A 19,653-nucleotide genomic window follows, 5' to 3' on the forward strand; every position below is an offset into this window, starting at 1 on the left:
TTAATTATCTATTAAATCTACCAGAGGTATTACCGTTTATAATATTCATAACTTCATCTACTGTAGAAAAATTAACATCGCCTTCATAAGTGTGTTTTAAAGCACTAGCCGCTGCTGCAAATTCCATTGCTTTGTTATCATCGTTAAAGTTTTGAAGTCCGTGTATTAATCCTGCTGCAAACGCATCTCCCGTACCTATTCTATCTACAATATGTGTAATATCTAAATCATTAGTTTCTCTAAATTCTACTCCATTCCACATTCTAGAACGTATTTTATGCCAAGAAGCATTAATTGGTGTTCTAATTTTGTCGAATGTTTTTTTAATTGAAGGAAACTCTTTAATTAACTGTTTACTTGCTTCTATAAAATCTTCATTAGAATATTGATATGTTGCACCCAAAATTTCGTTCATTTCGTTTATACCTCCAATAAAAATAGTGCAATATTGTAATAAATCTGACAGTGTTTCTTTAGGGTTTGCACCATACTTCCATAATCCACTTCTATAAGTTGGATCGACAGAGACTTCTATTTCTTTTTTTTGAGCCAAAATTAGTCCTTCTTTTAAGGTTTTATATCCGCCCTCACAAAGTGCTGGTGTTATACCTGTCCAGTGAAACCATGTACATTTTTTAAGTGATTTTTCCCAATTAACCATTTCTGGATTAATTTCTGAAAAAGCAGAATGTGATCTATTATAAGAAATAGAACTTGGCCGCATTACGGCACCAACTTCTAAAAAATACACTCCCAAAGGACGATTTGAGCGAGCAATATCTGAAGTACTAACACCAAATTTTCTTAAATAAGATTTTGCTGTATCTCCTATAAAATCGTTTGAAATAGAAGAAACGTGCCTAACTTTTCCTCCAAAATTTGCAAGTGATATAGCAACATTAACTTCTGTTCCTCCAAAATAAAATTCTAATCGATTAGATTGCATAAATTTTTTATTTCCCAATGGCGAAAGGCGCATTAATACTTCTCCAAATGTTACGGTTTGATGCATAGTTGGTTTATTTTTTTTATTAATTTACAAAAAAATGCCTTTCATTTCTGAAAGGCATTTATAATTTTATAAAATATTATCTTAGATACCTAAAGCTTGACCACCACCAATTTGGATAGTTTCAGCAGTTATGAAAGATGCATCTTTGCTTGCTAAGAAAGAAACAACTCCAGCAACATCTTCTGGTTGACCTAATCTACCTAACATGATATTGTTAGCCCATGAAGCAAAAACTTCTGGTTTTGTTGCTTTAATTTGCGCATGAAATGGTGTGTCTATAGTACCAGGAGATACAGCATTTGCTCTAATTCCATATTCTGCTAAATCTTTTGCTAAAGCTCTTGTTATTGCATGAACTCCTGCCTTAGATGTACCATAAATACCTGCTCCTGGTCCACCTGCTGTCCAACCTGCATTAGAAGTATAGTTAATTATTGATGGGTGTTCTCCTTTTTTAAGATATGGAATCGCTGCTCTTGATGCAAAAAATACAGAATCAAGGTTTAATGCCATTACATTTCTATAAAAATCTGTTGTCATTTCTTCGAAACGAGAACGGCCACCTAATCCTCCTGCATTATTTACAAGAACATCTATTCTACCATATTTTTCACCTACGCTTTTAATGTTTTTTGTTACTTCTTCTTCTTTAGTAACATCAAAACCATGATATTCGGCAGTAATTCCTTCAGCAGTTAATTCTTTAAGTCTCTCTGCTCCTGCCTCGTCATCAATACCGTTTAAAATTACAGTATATCCATCTTTACCTAATCTTTTTGCTACTTCAAATCCTATTCCTCCTGTTGCTCCTGTGACAATAGCTACTTTTCCTTTGTTACTCATTTTATTATATTAAAGTTTAAATTAAATTATTTTATTTTTTGTTACTTATTATACCTTAGGTTTTAAAGGTTCTATTTTTGGACATAAAATCCAAACCGCCAATAATGCTATAGCTGCTAAAGCTCCTCCTATTAAGAAGGCATAAGTATAATTTCCTCCTAAAGTTAGCATAGGAACTAATATAGTAAGACCAAAAGCTCCTAATTTAGCAGCAGTTCCTGCAAAGCCAGATAAAGTTCCTACTATTTTTCCGCTAAACATATCACTTGGTAATGTTTGTACATTTCCAATTGCTGTTTGAAAACCAAATAATAATACTGCCATAATAATTACAGCGTTAATTGCAGATCCTGGTGCTTTTAATAAAAAGAAACAAGGAATCATAATTAAACATCCTAAAGTAATTACCATTTTACGTGTTTTATTTACAGTCCAGCCAGCAGTTAATCTATTTTGTGCTAAAAGACCTCCAAACCAAGCTCCTAACATTGCTCCAACATAAGGTACCCAAGCTGAAAATGCTATTTCTTTTACATCTAACCCAAAAACTTCGTTAAGGTATATAGGAATCCAAACTATAAACAACCACCAAATTGGATCGATAGCTGCAGATGCAATTATAACTCCCCAACTTTCCTTACGTTTTAAAAGTTCTCCGGTACTTGGAGCGTAACCTTCATCGTAATTTCCATCTTCGTCTATATCTTGATTTTTTTGACCTGATAAAATATATGTTTTTTCTTCTTCTGTTAACCAAGGATGTTTTTTTGGTGATGCTTTTACAATATAAAACCATGGTAATAACCATAAAAACCCTATTAATCCAACACAGATAAATATACCTTGCCATGATAGGTAAGCAGAAAGAAGTCCTATAATAGGATAAGCTACAATTCCACCAACGGCTGCACCAGAATTAAATAAGCCTTGTGCGAAGGCACGTTCTTTAGTAGGAAACCATTCTGCATTTGCTTTTGCGGCTCCAGGCCAATTACCTGCTTCTGCAATACCTAAAATTGATCTAAATATTGAAAAACTTATCATACCTTTTGCAAAGGCATGAACCATAGTAGCTATGGACCAAACTCCGATGGATAATGCAAAACCAATTCTTGTTCCTACCCAATCGAAAATTTTTCCGAATATGGTTTGACCTGCTGCATATGATAGAATGAATACCGCAGAAATAGTTCCGTAAATTGCTTTCGTATCGTCTGGTCCCATCTCTGGGAATAATTCTTTAGCAATATCTGGCCAAAGCGCTCCAAAGGCTTGCCTATCTATATAATTTATTACTGCAGCTAAAGCTACTAAACCTACAACCCACCATCTTAATCCTTTAAATTTCATGTACTTATTATATAAATTTATTGTTTATATTAAACGTTATAGCAATACTTATATAGTTCGCTAAAATGCTCTTTCATTTTTTGTTTTGCTAATTTTGGGTTTTGAATTTTTATAGCTTCAAATATGTTTTCATGTTCTTTTATTCCTAATTGAGCCAAGCCTTTATCACACACATGGTGCTTTTCGAAATTGGTAATAATTTCTGGAGTAATAATTAACATAAATGTATTTATACTACTATTACCACTTGCTTTAGCTATGGCTAGGTGAAACATTAAATCTTCTTGCACCGCATCTTCACCATTTAATACTTTTTTTGAATAAGCGTCTAAAGCTTTTTTTATTGCTCTTAAGTCTTCATCTGTTCTTCTAAGAGCTGCTAGTCTTACTGCCTTAAGTTCTAATAAGATTCTAGTTTCTACTAAGGCTTTAAAATCTGGTTTTTCTAATCGAAGTATGTCGTCAATCATTCCATTTAAGGCAATGATTCCAATATTAGCAACAAAAGTTCCACTTTGAGGAATAGACTCTAACAACCCGTAAAGTTCTAACTTTTGAATTGCATTTCTTAGATTACCTCTAGATACTTCAAATTTTTCTGCAAGCATTCTTTCTGAAGGTAATTTATCTCCAGGTTCAAGATTTTTTAAGTTTATTAAATCTCTTATACTTGCGATTATGTGCTTTTGCACATCAAAATTATCTGTATTTGTTAGTATCTCTAATTTCATAAGTTTAAAATTGGTTTACCAATATATAAATGCTAATTTAAGACATATCTACTAAAATAAGCGCTCTTTAACATCTATTTTTACTAAACTTTACTGATCTAATTTAAGATCAGTAAAACTTAGTTTCAAGACACATTGGTTTCAGACTAATTCAAATAAATGCTAATGTGATACCTCTAGTTCGTAATATCTAACTTTAGCAAAAGCGCCTTCATCTCTTGTTTGAAAATAATTTCCTGCTTTGAAATAGTTTTCAAAGATTCCCCATTTTCTCATATGAATATTTTCGTAAACTTTATATTCGTTATCATTTAAAATAATAACCATTTTACCTTCTGATACTTGAACTTCGAGTGTAAATTTTCTGAAATCTACTTTTTGTTCGAAATTAAAACCTTCATCATTTCCCCAAGCATCTTCATGTAGCATTTCTTCGTAAGTGGCATTTAAATTCTTTAATACTTTAGTTTTTACTCTAATTTTACCTTTGTCCCAATAGATTTTTAACATTGGTGGCGCATTATTATCGTCTTCTCCAATTAACTCTTTTTGCTCATTAGTTAACCTACCATGAATTTGCATTATAATTATACGATGATATTTACCATCTTTATCTCGAGAAACTTCGTCTATAGCCAACTTCCCTTTCATTTTACCACCTTGTTTGAAGGTCCAATTTACGTTGTTCTCTCCAGACACCATTTGTTCTCTAAGTTCTGACCTTGAGTACTTTGTGTTTTTAGTAGTTGCTTTACTTGGATATGCACTAAATACTATTGCTCCACGAGTTGAATCGTTATACATGTAAGGCATTAAATCCTTATTTGTTGCATAATCAAAAATTTCTGGAGGTGATACCTCTTGTGGTTTTTTTCCATCTCCAGCAGGTGTTGTAACTTTCCAATGTGTTAAATCTATGTCTGGTAGTTTAAACTTCTTTTTTTTCTTTTTCTTTTTCTTCTTCTTTTTCTTTGAAGAAACTTCAACACTGTTGTTTTCTGAAGTTTTAGTTACCTGGCAATTAGCACTAAAGACTGAAATTAGCACAAGTAATATTGTTATATTTAATTTTAATCGCATTTATTTCAGTCTTTAGATTTTTATGTTATTGTAAATCAAGTTCAAAAGAATCAATATAAGCTTCATCTACTAAATTATCGAAGTAGATTGCTAATGATGTATTTGCTCCAGAATTAAATAATAATATACCATTTTGCAACTCTGATGTATTTGTTGCACTTTCTGTGTAAGAAACAGATTCAATAGTATTTGCAGCAATATCTGCAGGATCATTTGTTTCTGTTAACATGTGAACATTAAGTACTCCTAAACCATCTTGATCGTCTTTCATTCTATATTTAAAAGTTAAAACATAATCTGTATTTGGCGTAAAGTCTGTAAGTAATTGGTATCCTATTCTATCACTCCCTGGATCTGGTAATTTTGCAGCGTTCGAACCTTCAAAATAACCACCTGAACTTGTAATTTGAATTACTCCTCCTAAATCTGGATTTCTCCATGCGTCTCTACTATCATTACCTTGATCGAAACCTGGTTCTGCAATAGTTGGAATATTTGCATCTGGTATTTCTGGTTCTACAATTTCCACATCGATAGTAATAGAACTTGTAACTCCATTAGAGTCGTTAGTAGTTAATGTTACTGGATATGTTCCTTCACCAGGAAAAGTAACTACAGGATCTTGTAAAGTTGAACTTGATGGATCTCCAACACCAAAATCCCACAAGTAACCATTAGATTCTGATGAAAGGTCTTGAAAGCTTATTACTGTAAAATCATTTTCATCGTCGGCAGAATAAGAGAAATTTGCTTCTGGAAATTTAGTATCTAGTTGAGAGTTCGAATCAGGCAAATCATCTCTAAAAGCATCTTCACAACTTAAAAGAAAACTAGTTGCTACTACACTTAAGAGCAATAATGTTGTTTTACGGAAAATATTTATTTTATTTTTCATTGTTTAATTTTTTAAATATTAATATCCTGGATTTTGTGTTAACAGTCCTCCGCTTAAGTTTATTTCTCTTGATGGAATTGGTAACAGTAAAGATCTTGATGTAAACACATATCCCATTTCTGTAGCATGTGCTCCTAATACGCTATTTGCAACATTAAATCTAATTAAATCAAACCAACGTTGGTTTTCGAATGCAAATTCTACTCTTCTTTCTGCTAATAATGCTTCTTTAGTAAGTACTGTTGGTCTATCTGCAACTGGATCGAAACCTGCTCTTACTCTAACTTCCATATAAGAGTCTATTGCTGGACCATTTGAAGTTTCTGCTGCACCGGCTAAAATTGCTTCTGCATGCATTAATAATACATCGGCATAACGAAGTGCTATATAATCATTCCCTGCATCTCTAGGGTTAGTACCATATGTTGGAGGATTTACTGTTACATCTGATCCTTCTGGTAAAAACTTTGCTACTTCTGTTGCATCTGGAAAAGTTACATAAGAAACAGCTCCTCTATTTCCACCATACATCATAAAATCATCTATAAGATTTGCGTTAACAATGTTTTGCCCATCTTCTCTTCCTTGTCTACGAGATCCTGAAGTAAATTCTGAAGAGAAACTTTGACTCTCTGAAGGAACTCCACTAGCATAAGCTATAACAAATAGCAACTCGTTATTTAATTCTGAATAAAAAACATCGCTAAAATTAGACTCTAAAGAGTAAGATGTACCAATTATTTCTTCGCATAATTGTTGTGCTGCAACATAGTTTGTACCTTGAGTTAAATATACTTTTGCTAATAATGCTTGTGCTGCTGCTTTAGAAGCCCTAGACTTATATGTATTATCTAAATTGTTAATTGCATCTTGAAAATCTGCTATTATTTGATTGTAAATTTGATCTGATGCCACTCTAATAAATGGTGTCTCTGTATCTGCTGCTGTAATAACAGATGTTACTAGTGGTACATCTCCATATAATCTAACTAATTTAAAATAAGCATATGCTCTTAAAAATCTAGCTTCTGCTGCATATTTTGATTGGTTCTCTACATTTGCAACGTTTATAAAAGATAAAACGTTATTTGCTCTAAAAATAACCTCGTACATAGACTGATAGTAATCTTCAGACTCTACATTATTTGCATTTACTACATATCTGTGAAAATCTGACTTAGAACCTTCTAATGTTGCATTTCTTGTATTATCTGTACGGTGTTCTGTTAAAAGATGCTCAAATTGGACTCCACGATTTGCTCTACCAATATTTGTTTCTGTATTTTCATTTGTTCCTTGAAGCGCATCATAGATTCCTATAATTCCAGCTAACACATCTTCATCTGTTTGAAAAAAAGAATCAACTGTAATTACGGTATCTGGTACTGGGTTTAAAAAATCGTCACTACAGGATAGGACAACTAATCCTGAGATTGCAAAGATTAAATATTTTAAATGTTTCATAATAATTGTTTTTTTTTTAGATTAAAAGTCGATGTTTACACCAAATGATAATGTACTGTATATAGGTGTTCCTGCTCTTTGAGAACCGTAAGCTCTAGGGTTGTCACCGTCTATATGCTCTGGGTTAAAACCGTGATAATCATCTGCTGTAATATAAATTAAGTTTTGAGCCGTTGCATAAAGTCTTAAATTATCTACGCCTAGTCTAGTAAGAACATCATCTGAAAAATTATAACCAACGTTTACATTACGTAATGAGAAATAATCTGCACTTGCAATAACATCACTAGTTAAAACTTTTTCTTGAATAAAAGATTCGTGTGGTATTAAACCATCTGCAACTGCTTGAGCTTCTCCTCCACTTCTAGTTCTATTTCCAAACCAATTGTAGAAATACTGGTCTCCAATATTGTTAACTTGAGCTCCTAAGCTACCTTGCACCATAAATGAAAAATCGAAGTTTCCATATTTAAATTCGTTTGTAAAACTATAAACTAAGTCTGGATAAGGATCTCCTAAGATAGTTTTATCTGCCTCAGTAATTATACCATCACCATTTAAATCTTTTACAATAGTATCATCAGACTCTCCATTAATTCTATTCCAAGGATTATCTACATAAGTAGTTCTAAAAGAAGTTTCATCAAAAACATCTTCGTCTACTACATATCCCCAAAAAGAAGATATTGGCTCACCTACTCTGTTAATCCATTGTGAGTTTCTACCGTAAGTATCTTCAATTAAAGCATTGTTAGAGTCTCCAAAACTTAATAACTCGTTTTGGTTAGTTGATGCTATTAATGTTGAATTCCAAGAGAATTTTTCAGTTGATATATTTTTAGTTCTTAATTCTAATTCCCAACCACGGTTTTGCACTTCTCCTAAGTTAACAATTCCTTCTTGGAAACCAGTTACATAAGATACTGGATTACTTAAAAGTAACTCATCACTTGTTCTTGTATAATAATCTAAAGATCCTGAAATTTTATTATTGAAAAAACCAAAATCTATTGCTGGATTAAATTCTTTAGATGCTTCCCACTGTAAATCTGGATTTGCAATATTTAATGGTGCTACACCTGCTGCACTTCCTTGAGTAACAGTATTAGCTGTTTGTAATAATGCTAAATAAGGCCAAACATTTACAACATCGTTTCCTACACTAAAGTTCTCTGATCCTGTAAGACCATAACTTACTCTAAGTTTTAATCTACTTATAAGGTCACTTTCACTTAAGAAATCTTCATTATGAGCATTCCAACCAATAGAAGCTGCAGGGAAATTACCATATTTACTATTTAAACCAAATACAGAACTACCATCACGTCTAAAAGAGAAAGATAATAAGTATTTATCGTCATAAGCATAATTAATTCTACCAAAATAACCTACTTTCTTTCTTTCGGTATTAATTTCTTCAGAAACTACTGTTGTTGGATCTGCTCCATTAATATTTTTAAGAAGGTCATTGTTATAACCACTACCTTCTACTTGACTAATCTCTGCTTTTCTATGCTGTATAGTCATACCCGCAAGTAAATCAAACTCATGATTACCAAGATTTTTTGAATAGTGTAATGTATTATCTGAGATTATTCTAGATCTGAATCTATTTTGTAAACTATATGCAGCTCTACTTGTTCCTGCCGCATGGTGCTTAGTCCCATCCCATCTAGTTCTTTTTCTTTGTTCTAAAGTAATACCTAAAGATGTTTTTGCTGTAAGACCTTCTAAAATTTCATAACTTAAATATGTAGAACCATATAATTTTGTATTGTACTCATAATGCTCTCTCTCTACATATTGTGCATAAGGATTTGAATCTCCAGATGTACGAGGTCTCTCTGTACTTCCATCATTATCTAAATCTAAATTGATTAAATGATTTTCGTAAAAATAATCACCAACTCCAACGTTTGGATAATTAGAAGTATCTACAAACTGAAGTGTTTCTGCAGTATGGTAAATTGGTAACCAAGGCGATTGACGCATTGGATTATGTATAGAAGTTGGCAATTGTCTTTGCTTAGTATAAGAAGGCGTTGCGTTAATTCCAAACTTAAACTTATCTCCTAGTTTTGTATCTACCTTTACGTTAGCTGTATATAACTTATAATCATCTGTTATTACAACACCTTCATCGTGTAAATATCTTAAAGATGTACTAAATTTTGTAGACTCAGATCCTCCACGAGCAGAGAAAGAGTGACTTGTTGTAACACCTCCATCAAAGAAAACATCTTGCCAATCTCTATCTACACCTGTTGTAGCCACTAATAATTGTGCATATAGCGTTTCTCCAGAAAGTGTACCTGTAGCTGCTTGTTCTTTTTCAGCCCAATCTGCTACACTTTTTCTGTAATCATCACTACCATGAGCATCTTTAAAACCAGTGTAAGTTTGATAGCTAAATTTTGTTTTTCCAGCTTTACCACTTTTAGTAGTAATCATTATAACACCATTAGCTCCTTCACTACCGTAAATTGCTGCCGAAGCTGCATCTTTTAAAACTTCAAAAGATTCAACATCATTCATATTCAGGTTACCAAGAAATTCTGAATTTACTACTACACCATCTACAACAACTGCAGGTCCAGAATCTGCTGCAATTGACCCAACACCTCTAATAGTAATTGTTGGAGCACCACCAGCTTCTGCATTTGTAGATTGAATGTTAACACCTGAAACCTGCCCAATTAAAGCATCATCAACACGAGATACTGCGATTTGGTCTAGTGTTTCATTTTTAACTTTAGAAATAGCTCCAGTTAAGTGACTTTTCTTTTGAGTACCATAACCTACAATTACAACCTCATCTAAAGTATTAGAATCTTCTACAAGAGCAACATTTATTGTTGTTTTATCTGCTGTTATAGGTAATAACTGAGTAACATAACCAACATAAGAAATTTGTAAAACATCACCTGACTTAGCATTAATTTGGTAATTTCCATCAAAATCTGTACTTGTTCCGTTACTTGTCCCAGCTATAATAACATTAACTCCTGGAAGAGCCATATTATCTGCTGATGAAATCACTTGACCTTTAATGGTTAAGTTTTCTTGGGCAAAGGCTGAAATACACATAAAGAGTATTGCAATTAATGCCGACTTAGCTTTTAAATTCATAATTAAATTTTAATTTTATGTTAGTTAATATTTTGGTAAACCAAATTGGTGAACCAGTTTGGTTTACCAAATATATATAAAAAAATGTTAAATACAACGTTTTCGTAAAATTTAAATGTTAAAATAGAAGATATTTAAGTTAAAATAGTGAACATTGTCTTTAATAGTAAGAATTACACTACCATGTAGGAAATGTGTAATTTTATAAAAAAAAATTATTTCTAATTATTTTTTATCGCCAAAATATGATGGACCAACTCCACTTAAAAAATCTTCTCTTACAGGACTAAACGTATCTATTAATTGTCCTTCTTCTAAACAAACTGCACTGTGTAGTAAATTTGGCTCGATATAAACGCCATCTCCAGCTTCTACAATTTGTTTAACACCATCAATTTCAAATTCAAATTTTCCTGATACACAATAAGTAGCTTGCGTATGAAAATGTTGATGCGGTGCGCCTAAAGCTCCTTTTTCAAATTTTACACTTACCATCATGATTTGGTTATCGTAACCTAAAAACTTTCTAGAAACTCCTCCACCAAGTTCTTCCCATTCCATATCTTTTGCTACAATGTACTTTTCGCTAAATCTTTTCATTTTTGTTTAATTTTTAGTTGTTTTATTTTAGTTGAAATAATAAGAACCTGACCACTCATAATTCTTACCGTTAATTGTTATGTTATGTTTTTTTTGTTTTAAAGCGTTTCTATTTGATGTAATAAATAGTTTAGCACTACCATTTACATTAGTAATCTCAATTGCTGTATAATCTTCTGTATCTAAAATTGTTTTAATTGATTTGATGCTGCTATTAGAGTTTATTGCAGATTCTGAAACAGGACTGTAGCTGCCGTGAGATTCTATTACAGACACAAACGTTCTTTTTTTTGAATTTTTAGTTCTTAAAATTAAAGCTGGATCACGACGTAAATTAAACTCTGGATCGTTGGCTCCAATTCTTGCAAGTACTATTTCATCTTTAGATGTAGTCTCTGTTGTTAATGAATAAAACTTGTTATTATTAAACCATGAAAACTTAGTGTTGTCTTTAGAAGCTTTTCCTGAGCCTTCTACATATAAATGCTGATATCCATTTTTAGAACCTAAAGGTTTTAATGTTTTAGGTGAATTATATTCAAAATTTGTTTGTAATACCTGCCCAAAATAATAAAAAGGAAAATCGTATTGGTTAGCTGTTGCTGAAGTGACCTTCATAATATCAAGCATGTATGGCTTTTCGAAATCTTCATCTTTAATTATAGCCATCGTACGAAGCATTATTGTACCAGGATAGGCATTTTTTTCAATTGCACTTACTACTTGTACCATTTCATTATCTGAAGAAAAATAATTTAAATCGGAATGATGCAAACTTCCAATATCATATTTACCGGTAAAATGAGACGTTTCATTCTGCGTTACAGTATTATGTGCTATGGTTTGTTTTGCCCAAGTTTTGTTTTCTTTTAGGTAATTCCCACCACCTTTTTGTTCGATATTTACAAAACGAGATAAACCATAATCTTGAATGACTTCTTCTCCATTTTCATATAAAGAATATGACAATTTATCATAATGACCATGGCTTGAACCTTGTGCTGCGTACTTAAAAACGAGTTCTAAATTTTCATTTCTTAAAATACCAACACCACCTTGTTTTCCTTCTGGACCATCAGATAAATTGATAGATTTTTTAGCGAACGGTTTTTCTTTTCCGTTTTTAATACCAAGTGCAACTGCTAAACCAGAGTCATCTAACAATACTTTATCTTGTTCTTTAGCAATTGATAACAATCCAGGATCTTGTTCCCCAAAATGATAAGATACATCTACAGCAGTTACCAAAGCGTTTGTGTAATACGACATTCCTTTTTGTCCATCGTTTAATGGAAAAAAATCACCATCTGCATCAGATAAATTTAGTAATGCATTTATAGATTTTAAAAGTACGCCTTCTTTATATTCAAAAATTTTAAGTTCTGGTTTTACATTGTGTAATGCTTCCGCAAAAACTAAAAACGGATACATCGCATAACGTTGGTAATATGGTCCTTCATTATAATAACCATCTGGTGAAAAAGGCTCTTCAATATTCGCTAAAAAACCTGCTTTTCCGTCCTTGTTTAAAAAACCACCATCATCGTCTTTTTTGTTAGCAGCTAATTTTAAATCTTTAATTCCGTATAAGGCACGATTGATTAATTCTTCGTCATCCATAACCAAACCAATCATTCCAACAGCTGAATTTCCCCAAGTACTATGGTTGTGTACTCGTTGGTAAAATTGCGGACTATCCACAGAAATATGATCTGCAAACGGCCTGAATAAATTAGTTTCTAATTTGTTACGTTCTTCTTCCGTTAGGTAATTATAAATACAATCGTAAGCTTGACTCACATATACCAACCAATTAGAATCGTTTAAACATTGCCAGAATAATTTTCCTCTAGCATAAGATCTTGTTTTTGGATGCAATGGTAAGGTTTTATACAATGCTTCATATTCCATAAGCATGTCTTTTACATACTTGGCATATTTTTCGTCATCTAAAATTTGATATAATAAACCTGCTTTTTGAAGTATAAACCAATTCTTTTTATGTACAACGTGTGTGTAACCACCAGAATAATCTTTAGGAATTGGCACATCTATTCCTGCTTCAATTTCAGCATCAACTTCTTTTTTTACTGCCTCTAAAGATTTATCGAAAATAGGAATTGTTCCTAATTGCGCTCTAATATCTTTTACACCTTGAGCAGTTAAAATAAGTTTAGGATGTTGTTGAGTTCCTTCAGTTTTTGTTTCTGAAATTTTTTCAGAACTCGTAGTGCTTTCATTTTTACACGAAAGCATTACGAATAAAATAAATATAAAAACAACCCTAAAAGTTATATTTTTTCTCATAATAAATTGGTTTACCAATTTGGTTTACCAATATACTATAATATTTTGGTTACCAAAAAAAGATTACTTTTTATAAAATTACATATTATAAACACCACCGTTTATATCTAAAGTTGCTCCTGTTATAAATCCATCATACTCTGATGCTAAATATAATACAGCTCTCGCAACATCATCTGCATTACCTGCACGTTCAATTGGAATTCCTGCAATAGTAGCTGCAGCAGACTCTTTAGTTGTATGTGTATTATGAAAAGATGTACCCAAAATTAATCCTGGAGCAACAGCATTTACTCGTGTTCCTTGAGGACCAAACTCTGTTGCTAATGCTCTTGTAAATGTTAAAATAGCACCTTTACTTGTGGCATAAGCCAAAGAACCAGGATGACCACCTTTACGACCTGCAAGCGATGCTAAGTTAACAATACTACTGCTTTCGTTTTTAGCCAAGTGTGGTCCAGCTGCTCTAGTAACTAACATCATAGACGTCATATTTATATCCATAACTTTGTGCCAAAAATCGGTTTTTAAATCTTCTAATAAATTACGAGCCACCAATGAACCTGCATTATTAATTAAAATATCTAAACTACCTAAGGCTTCAACTGTTTTATTAACTACGTTATTAGCATCTCCTTCTTTGGTTAAATCTCCACTAATTGCAACAGCTTTAAGTCCTTTTTTTGTTGCATAATCCACTAGTGTATTGGCAGTATCTGCACTAGAAAAATAATGAATAGCCACATTAGATCCGCTATCAATAAAATGTTTGGTTATTGCTTCGCCAATACCTTGAGCTCCTGCTGTAATTAATACATTCTTTCCTGAAAGTTTATTATTTATCATTGCTATATTTTTATTTTACTTTATCGTTTTTACTAAAATATCCTTGATTAGACACTGCTTTATCACTAATTGAAATGCTTCCTGTTTTAAACCAAACTTCTGCATAATTACCATCGGCATATTGTTTTTTAATATCTCCATTATGAGTTTCTGCACCTGAGCACCAGTTTTTATTAACTTCTGGAGATTTACCATTTGTTTGATTATAGGCTCCTAATTTAAAAAAGCAACCTTCTCCAGCATAAGCTTCTTTACGCTCAACACCATCCTGCCCTATTGGTACAAATAATTTTTGAGTTTGTTCTGGAATATCTGCTTTTGTAGTGTATTCAGATTCTATTAAATTTTTAGTAAATGTTTTAGTTTCATGATTAGGGCTAGTAAATTTTAAACTCATAATACCATCTTTAACTACCACTTCATAGCTAAATTCTTCACCTAAAGCAATACCATCTTTTGGTTCTTCTGGGTAAGTATTTTCGGTTTCACCTACAACAGAAAAATCGTCTCCCCAAACAGCAGATGAATAATCCCAACGACCAGAATTATCGTCTCCAGCAGTATTAATTTCGTAATGCCAAAACACAGATCCTTTTGTATGACCTGGATATTTTTTGTAAAATATTTTTAATGGCTCGTTTTCATGCTTATCTGCACTATGTATTTGCCCAACAACCACAGCATGAGATGCTGCAACACGTGCATCTCCGGTTGCAGACACATTCATGACCTTAAGTGTTGCTGTTAATTTATCGTTTGCAGTTTTTGGATACCACTTTTTTGTTTGTGCTAACTCGGTTCTTGTGTTATTAGAAGTACCGTGTGTATTACCGGCGTTAGGCGTTTTAAAAACTACCCAATTTGTACCATTTTCGTTTGTAGTATAAAAATAGTCTTTATTTTCAAAATTGTTAGCAATACCTACATTTGATCCATCTCCTAAAATTAATTTCCAATGGTCGAAAAAAGGAATTACATCACTTGGATACGTAACTTTTTTTTCTTCTTCTACTACAACTGTTTTTTCAGAATTATCTTTACAAGCGTTTAAACTTAGTAATAATCCAGACATTAAGATTACAGCTATTGATTTGATGTTTTTTTTAATCATATTTATAATGTTTTATTTTTTAAAAATATTCGGTTAATGCTACAATTCCATTATAAGAAATTACTAACGAAAAGAATAACGCTGCAAATAAACCAATGTTTATTCCTATGCTTGTTTTATACGCTTTCATTACTTTTTTATTATTTACAATAAGTATAATTCCTAATATTACTGCAGGCAATACAAATACATTAAATACCTGAGATAATATTTGAATTTCTATTGGGTTGGCACCAAAAGCTGGACCAATTATAGCGACTAAGCAAGCTATAAAAGTGATTATTCTAAATTGTTTAGAATTAGTATCTAACTCTCCCGATTGATAATCTGCAATTAATAAAGGTGCAATTAACAAACATGGAAAAATAGAAGATAATCCTGCGCTTAACGCACCAAAAAAGAAAATAGTAACCGCCCATTTACCTGCAACTGGCTCTAGAGTGTTTGCCATATCTAAAACATGGTTTACTTCTTTACCATCATAAAACAAAGCTCCAGCTGCTACAGCCATAATAATTCCGCTTATAAAAAATATTAAAATAGCAGCGGTTATTGAATCTTTTTTTTGTTGGTCTAAATTTTTAATAGTCCAACCTTTACCTTTTACAAATAATGGTCTTGACAGGAAAGTAGCCGAAGCCATAGTTGTACCAACAAAAGCTGCTACTAACATTTTTCCTCCGGGAACATTTGGGATTTTTGGAACTAAACCTTTAATAACATCTATTGGTAATGGTTGCACAAAAAACAACGATAGTATAAAAGATAAAGCCATCATTGTTACAAAAATGACAAGTATTTTTTCGAAAAAGGTATACTTACCTACTAACAATAAAAGATAGAAGATAACTATAACTGTAATAGCTGTTATTAATACAGTTTCGTATTCATAATCAATCAAGCCATCAAAATTTATTGCTAAAATTTCATAAATAATATTAGATGAAATTCCTAAAATTCCCATTAAGGAATTCCATTGACCAAAGGTGATACCCACAATTATTAATATTGCTAACGCTTTACCAAATTTTAAATGTTTTTTAAATCCGTAAAGTGCAGTTTCACCAGTTATTAATCCATAATTTCCGTAGGCAAACATTAATACACCAGAAAACAAACAACTTAAAAATAATACCCAAAGCAAATCCATATTAAACTTACTTCCAGCAACAATCATGGACGTTACGCTACCTGTACCAATAGTGTAACCAATAGCAAAAATACCAGGTCCGAAACCTAATATTATTGCTATAATTTTTTTAAGAAATGATTTTTTGGTTGTGCTTTCTCCCATAATATTTGTTAGTTGTTAATTAGTTTAAATTCCAATTTGTGTGATGCGGTGTTGCAGAGTCATCATCTAATCTTAGGTAAGTATGCGCACCAAAATAATCGCGTTGTGCTTGTATTACATTTGCCGAAGCATATGCTGTGGTGATTCCGTTAAAAAACTGAATAGCTTCGCTTAAAGCTGGTGTTGTTAAATCTTTTAATAAGCATTCTGAAACCACCTTCTTTGTTGATGGCTTAAACTTTTTCAACTTATTGACTAATTCTTTATTGGTTAAAATATTAGTGGTTTCCTTAAAAACACTAACCAATTCTTCCATTAAAGTTGACCTAATAATGCATCCGTTTGTCCAAATTCTTGCAATTTCACTTAAATTGAGATTCCATTGAAACTTCTCTGAAGCTTCCGCAATCAATTTAAATCCTTGGTAATGGTTAACAATTCTGGCAAATTGATAAGCTTCTAAAACCTCGTTAGTTGTAACACTTAATTTTGAAGTATTTTCAAAATTAAATATTGAATTCAATTGAAGTCTCTCCTCTTTATAAAACGAAATATATCTTGAAAATAAAGCCGAACTAATTAGTGTACTTGGCACACCAAGTTCTGCAGATGCGATGGTTGTCCAGTTTCCTGTGCCTTTATTTCCTGCTTTATCTAAAATCTTTTTTACCAACCAATCGTCTCCTTCTTTCTTTTTAAAGATATCGGTTGTTATTTCTAACAAATAACTACTCGCATCGTTTTTAAACGACTCTAAAGTTTGAGAAATTTCATCAGGATTTTGACCTAAAGTTTCTAAAATGGTTGTTACTTCTGCCAATAATTGCATCTCAACATACTCAACACCATTGTGTACCATTTTTATAAATTGACCACTTCCTTTTGGACCAACATAGGTACAACAAGGCAAACCATTTTTATCTTTTGCGGCAATAGTTTCTAAAAAAGGAGCGACTTTATTGTAAGCCTCTTTGTCTCCACTTGGCATAATAGAAGGACCTTTTAAAGCGCCTTCTTCTCCACCAGAAACGCCAGTTCCTATAAAGTGAATGCCTTTAGATTTTAAATAATCGTAACGTTCTTTTGTTTTTTTGTAGTTAGAATTTCCGCCATCGATAATAATATCATTTTCAGATAAATGTGGCAGTAAATCTTCAATCACATAATCAATTGTTTTACCAGCATTTACCATTAACATAATGCGTCTTGGCTGTTGTAAAGAATTTACAAATTCTGAAATATCATCAAAAGCTTCAGCCTGTGATAATTCTGGATATTGTGCTTTAAAATTTTTGGCAACATCAACTTCTACCTCATTTACATGTCTATTAAACATAGAAATTTTAAAGCCGTTATTGGCTAAGTTTCGGCATAGGCTTTTTCCCATAACACCTAAACCAAACAATCCAAATTCTGACGTCTTCATTATATTTTGTTTTATCTTTTTAATAATTTGTTCTGGCGTAAGACTAATATCAATTGAAATTGCATTTTCAGGATTTTCTAAAGTTTCAAATTGCGTTTTAAGTAATGCTGAAGGCATAAAATGATTTGCCCTATTTTGCATACGTTTATAAATTTGATCGAATGTTCCTGTTAAATGAATCCATTTGGTTTGATTTTTAATACCAAAACTTAACGTATCTCGATATTTTTGTTTTAAAGCAGAACAAACAATAACACAACTATTGTTTTTAATTTGCTTTTTTGCCAAGTTGTTTAAAGTCTCTAACCAACCTTGCCTGTCATCATCATTTAAAGCTTGACCATTAGACATTTTTTTGATGTTACTTTCTGGATGAAAATCGTCTCCATCAAAAAAAGGAATATTCAATTCTTTAGCCAATAAGTTTCCAATGGTGCTTTTTCCGCAACCCGAAACTCCCATGACAAACACAACTGTATTCAAAATGCTAATTTTTTGGTGCTATTGCTTCTCCTACTGTTGCTTCTTTAAACCAAACCTCAGCATAACTTCCGTTTTGGTATTGCTTAGCAATGTCACCTCCATAAACCTCAGATTTAGTAGATTTATAATTTGCTTGATTGTAAGCACCTTGTTTAAAGTAATTTATTTCTCCTGCATATGCAGTATCTCTTTCAACACCTCCACCTTTTTCTCTATTGGCGTATACTCTTTTTATTTGCTCCGGTATGTCTTCTTTTGTAGCAAAATCTGACTTAATTAAACTTTTTGTAAAAGTTACTGTCTCGTGACCTTCACTTGTAAAAGTTAAATACATAATACCTTTATACACGTTTACTTCGTAACTAAACTCTTCATTTAAAGCAATGCCGTTTGCTGGTTCTTCAGGATATGTTGTAGCATCTGTTCCTACTACAGAAAAATCGTGTCCCCAAACCGGTGTAGAATAATCGAATCTTCCAATATTGTCTCCTGCAGTATTAATTTCATAATTCCAGAATACAGAACCTTTTGTATGGCTTGGAAATTTTTTATAATAGATTTTTAGTGGTTCGTTTTCATGACCTTCGTCACTATGAATTTGTCCAACAACAACCGAATATGAAGAAGCTGCTGTAGCATCACCTGTAGTTGACACGTGTTTTACTTTTAAAGTTCCTGTTAGTTTTCCGCCTTCTTCTGGAATCCAATGTCTTTTTTCTCCTAATTCTGTTCTTGTATTACTAGATGTTCTTGAAGTTACTCCAGAATTTGGTGTTTTATAAACAACCCAATCTACATCGTTTTCTGTTTCTACATAAAAGAAATCGTCTTTTTGAAAACCTACTAAATCATCAACATAGGTACCATCTCCTAAAAGGATTTTCCATTTATCCATAAACGGAATAACATCACTTGGATATTTAGAAATTGAATCTGAAATTGAATCTGAAGTCTTATTATCATTAACTTTTGTTTCATTTTTACATGATACAATTGTTAAAATTGCTATTATTAAAAAAGATAGTTTTTTCATTGGATATTTTATAAGATTATAGCTTTTATGAGGTTCTTACTTTACTGAA

Annotated in this window: 15 protein-coding genes; all 15 read right to left on the minus strand. The window is 32.1% G+C overall.

All coding sequences use genetic code 11. The features are described 5' to 3' along the window. Positions 1 to 4 precede the first annotated feature (4 nt). Positions 5 to 1,012 carry a sugar kinase gene (locus BWR22_RS11780; RefSeq protein WP_076733861.1) on the minus strand — a complete coding sequence of 336 codons (1,008 nt, stop codon included), beginning with the start codon at positions 1,010 to 1,012 and terminating at the stop codon, positions 5 to 7. 81 nt (positions 1,013 to 1,093) lie between these two features. Next, entirely contained in the window at positions 1,094 to 1,855 is a 762-nt protein-coding gene (locus tag BWR22_RS11785) for an SDR family NAD(P)-dependent oxidoreductase (RefSeq protein ID WP_076733862.1), read from the minus strand. Positions 1,856 to 1,903: 48 nt separating this feature from the next. Further along, positions 1,904 to 3,205: an MFS transporter gene (locus BWR22_RS11790; RefSeq protein WP_076733863.1), complete on the minus strand. Its 1,302-nt coding sequence runs from the start codon at positions 3,203 to 3,205 to the stop codon at positions 1,904 to 1,906. A gap of 29 nt (positions 3,206 to 3,234) precedes the next feature. Then, the gene (locus BWR22_RS11795; protein WP_076733864.1) at positions 3,235 to 3,936 is read right to left on the minus strand and encodes a FadR/GntR family transcriptional regulator; all 702 of its coding nucleotides are present in this window, start codon (positions 3,934 to 3,936) and stop codon (positions 3,235 to 3,237) included. A 162-nt stretch (positions 3,937 to 4,098) separates the two neighbouring features. Further along, positions 4,099 to 5,016 carry a polysaccharide lyase family 7 protein gene (locus tag BWR22_RS11800; RefSeq protein WP_076733865.1) on the minus strand — a complete coding sequence of 306 codons (918 nt, stop codon included), beginning with the start codon at positions 5,014 to 5,016 and terminating at the stop codon, positions 4,099 to 4,101. 25 nt (positions 5,017 to 5,041) lie between these two features. Next, the gene (locus tag BWR22_RS11805; protein WP_076733866.1) at positions 5,042 to 5,911 is read right to left on the minus strand and encodes a PKD domain-containing protein; all 870 of its coding nucleotides are present in this window, start codon (positions 5,909 to 5,911) and stop codon (positions 5,042 to 5,044) included. An 18-nt stretch (positions 5,912 to 5,929) separates the two neighbouring features. Continuing rightward, positions 5,930 to 7,375: a RagB/SusD family nutrient uptake outer membrane protein gene (locus BWR22_RS11810; protein ID WP_076733867.1), complete on the minus strand. Its 1,446-nt coding sequence runs from the start codon at positions 7,373 to 7,375 to the stop codon at positions 5,930 to 5,932. A gap of 21 nt (positions 7,376 to 7,396) precedes the next feature. After that, positions 7,397 to 10,504 carry a SusC/RagA family TonB-linked outer membrane protein gene (locus BWR22_RS11815; RefSeq protein ID WP_076733868.1) on the minus strand — a complete coding sequence of 1,036 codons (3,108 nt, stop codon included), beginning with the start codon at positions 10,502 to 10,504 and terminating at the stop codon, positions 7,397 to 7,399. Between the two features lie 225 nt (positions 10,505 to 10,729). Next, complete coding sequence (locus tag BWR22_RS11820) at positions 10,730 to 11,104, minus strand: cupin domain-containing protein (RefSeq protein ID WP_076733869.1); 375 nt, start codon at positions 11,102 to 11,104, stop codon at positions 10,730 to 10,732. A 27-nt stretch (positions 11,105 to 11,131) separates the two neighbouring features. Beyond that, positions 11,132 to 13,411 (minus strand): alginate lyase family protein, encoded by a 2,280-nt coding sequence (locus BWR22_RS11825; RefSeq protein WP_076734427.1) that lies wholly within the window; start codon positions 13,409 to 13,411, stop codon positions 11,132 to 11,134. 78 nt (positions 13,412 to 13,489) lie between these two features. Continuing rightward, entirely contained in the window at positions 13,490 to 14,257 is a 768-nt protein-coding gene (locus tag BWR22_RS11830; protein ID WP_076733870.1) for an SDR family NAD(P)-dependent oxidoreductase, read from the minus strand. A 10-nt stretch (positions 14,258 to 14,267) separates the two neighbouring features. Continuing rightward, positions 14,268 to 15,368, minus strand: coding sequence for a polysaccharide lyase family 7 protein (locus BWR22_RS11835; protein ID WP_076733871.1), 1,101 nt, complete (start codon positions 15,366 to 15,368; stop codon positions 14,268 to 14,270). 19 nt (positions 15,369 to 15,387) lie between these two features. Continuing rightward, on the minus strand, positions 15,388 to 16,662 hold the full coding sequence (locus BWR22_RS11840) for an Nramp family divalent metal transporter (protein ID WP_076733872.1): 1,275 nt from the start codon (positions 16,660 to 16,662) through the stop codon (positions 15,388 to 15,390). A gap of 19 nt (positions 16,663 to 16,681) precedes the next feature. Beyond that, a complete protein-coding gene (gene gndA, locus BWR22_RS11845) occupies positions 16,682 to 18,571 on the minus strand; it encodes an NADP-dependent phosphogluconate dehydrogenase (protein WP_241828206.1) in 1,890 nt (629 codons plus the stop codon). 4 nt (positions 18,572 to 18,575) lie between these two features. Next, positions 18,576 to 19,604, minus strand: a complete 1,029-nt coding sequence (locus tag BWR22_RS11850; protein ID WP_076733874.1) for a polysaccharide lyase family 7 protein — start codon at positions 19,602 to 19,604, stop codon at positions 18,576 to 18,578. Between the last annotated feature and the right edge of the window lie 49 nt (positions 19,605 to 19,653).

This window comes from Lacinutrix venerupis (assembly GCF_001971745.1).
GTDB classification, from domain to species: Bacteria; Bacteroidota; Bacteroidia; order Flavobacteriales; family Flavobacteriaceae; genus Lacinutrix; species Lacinutrix venerupis.

Excerpts from the sequence above, each read along its gene's own strand:
- BWR22_RS11805 (WP_076733866.1), bottom strand. The coding sequence starts at position 5,911 with ATGAAAAATAAAATAAATATTTTCCGTAAAACAACATTATTGCTCTTA.
- BWR22_RS11850 (WP_076733874.1), bottom strand. The coding sequence starts at position 19,604 with ATGAAAAAACTATCTTTTTTAATAATAGCAATTTTAACAATTGTATCA.
- BWR22_RS11780 (WP_076733861.1), bottom strand. The coding sequence starts at position 1,012 with ATGCATCAAACCGTAACATTTGGAGAAGTATTAATGCGCCTTTCGCCA.
- BWR22_RS11795 (WP_076733864.1), bottom strand. The coding sequence starts at position 3,936 with ATGAAATTAGAGATACTAACAAATACAGATAATTTTGATGTGCAAAAG.
- BWR22_RS11790 (WP_076733863.1), bottom strand. The coding sequence starts at position 3,205 with ATGAAATTTAAAGGATTAAGATGGTGGGTTGTAGGTTTAGTAGCTTTA.
- BWR22_RS11820 (WP_076733869.1), bottom strand. The coding sequence starts at position 11,104 with ATGAAAAGATTTAGCGAAAAGTACATTGTAGCAAAAGATATGGAATGG.
- BWR22_RS11825 (WP_076734427.1), bottom strand. The coding sequence starts at position 13,411 with ATGAGAAAAAATATAACTTTTAGGGTTGTTTTTATATTTATTTTATTC.
- BWR22_RS11830 (WP_076733870.1), bottom strand. The coding sequence starts at position 14,257 with ATGATAAATAATAAACTTTCAGGAAAGAATGTATTAATTACAGCAGGA.
- BWR22_RS11815 (WP_076733868.1), bottom strand. The coding sequence starts at position 10,504 with ATGAATTTAAAAGCTAAGTCGGCATTAATTGCAATACTCTTTATGTGT.
- BWR22_RS11835 (WP_076733871.1), bottom strand. The coding sequence starts at position 15,368 with ATGATTAAAAAAAACATCAAATCAATAGCTGTAATCTTAATGTCTGGA.
- BWR22_RS11840 (WP_076733872.1), bottom strand. The coding sequence starts at position 16,662 with ATGGGAGAAAGCACAACCAAAAAATCATTTCTTAAAAAAATTATAGCA.
- BWR22_RS11800 (WP_076733865.1), bottom strand. The coding sequence starts at position 5,016 with ATGCGATTAAAATTAAATATAACAATATTACTTGTGCTAATTTCAGTC.
- BWR22_RS11810 (WP_076733867.1), bottom strand. The coding sequence starts at position 7,375 with ATGAAACATTTAAAATATTTAATCTTTGCAATCTCAGGATTAGTTGTC.
- BWR22_RS11785 (WP_076733862.1), bottom strand. The coding sequence starts at position 1,855 with ATGAGTAACAAAGGAAAAGTAGCTATTGTCACAGGAGCAACAGGAGGA.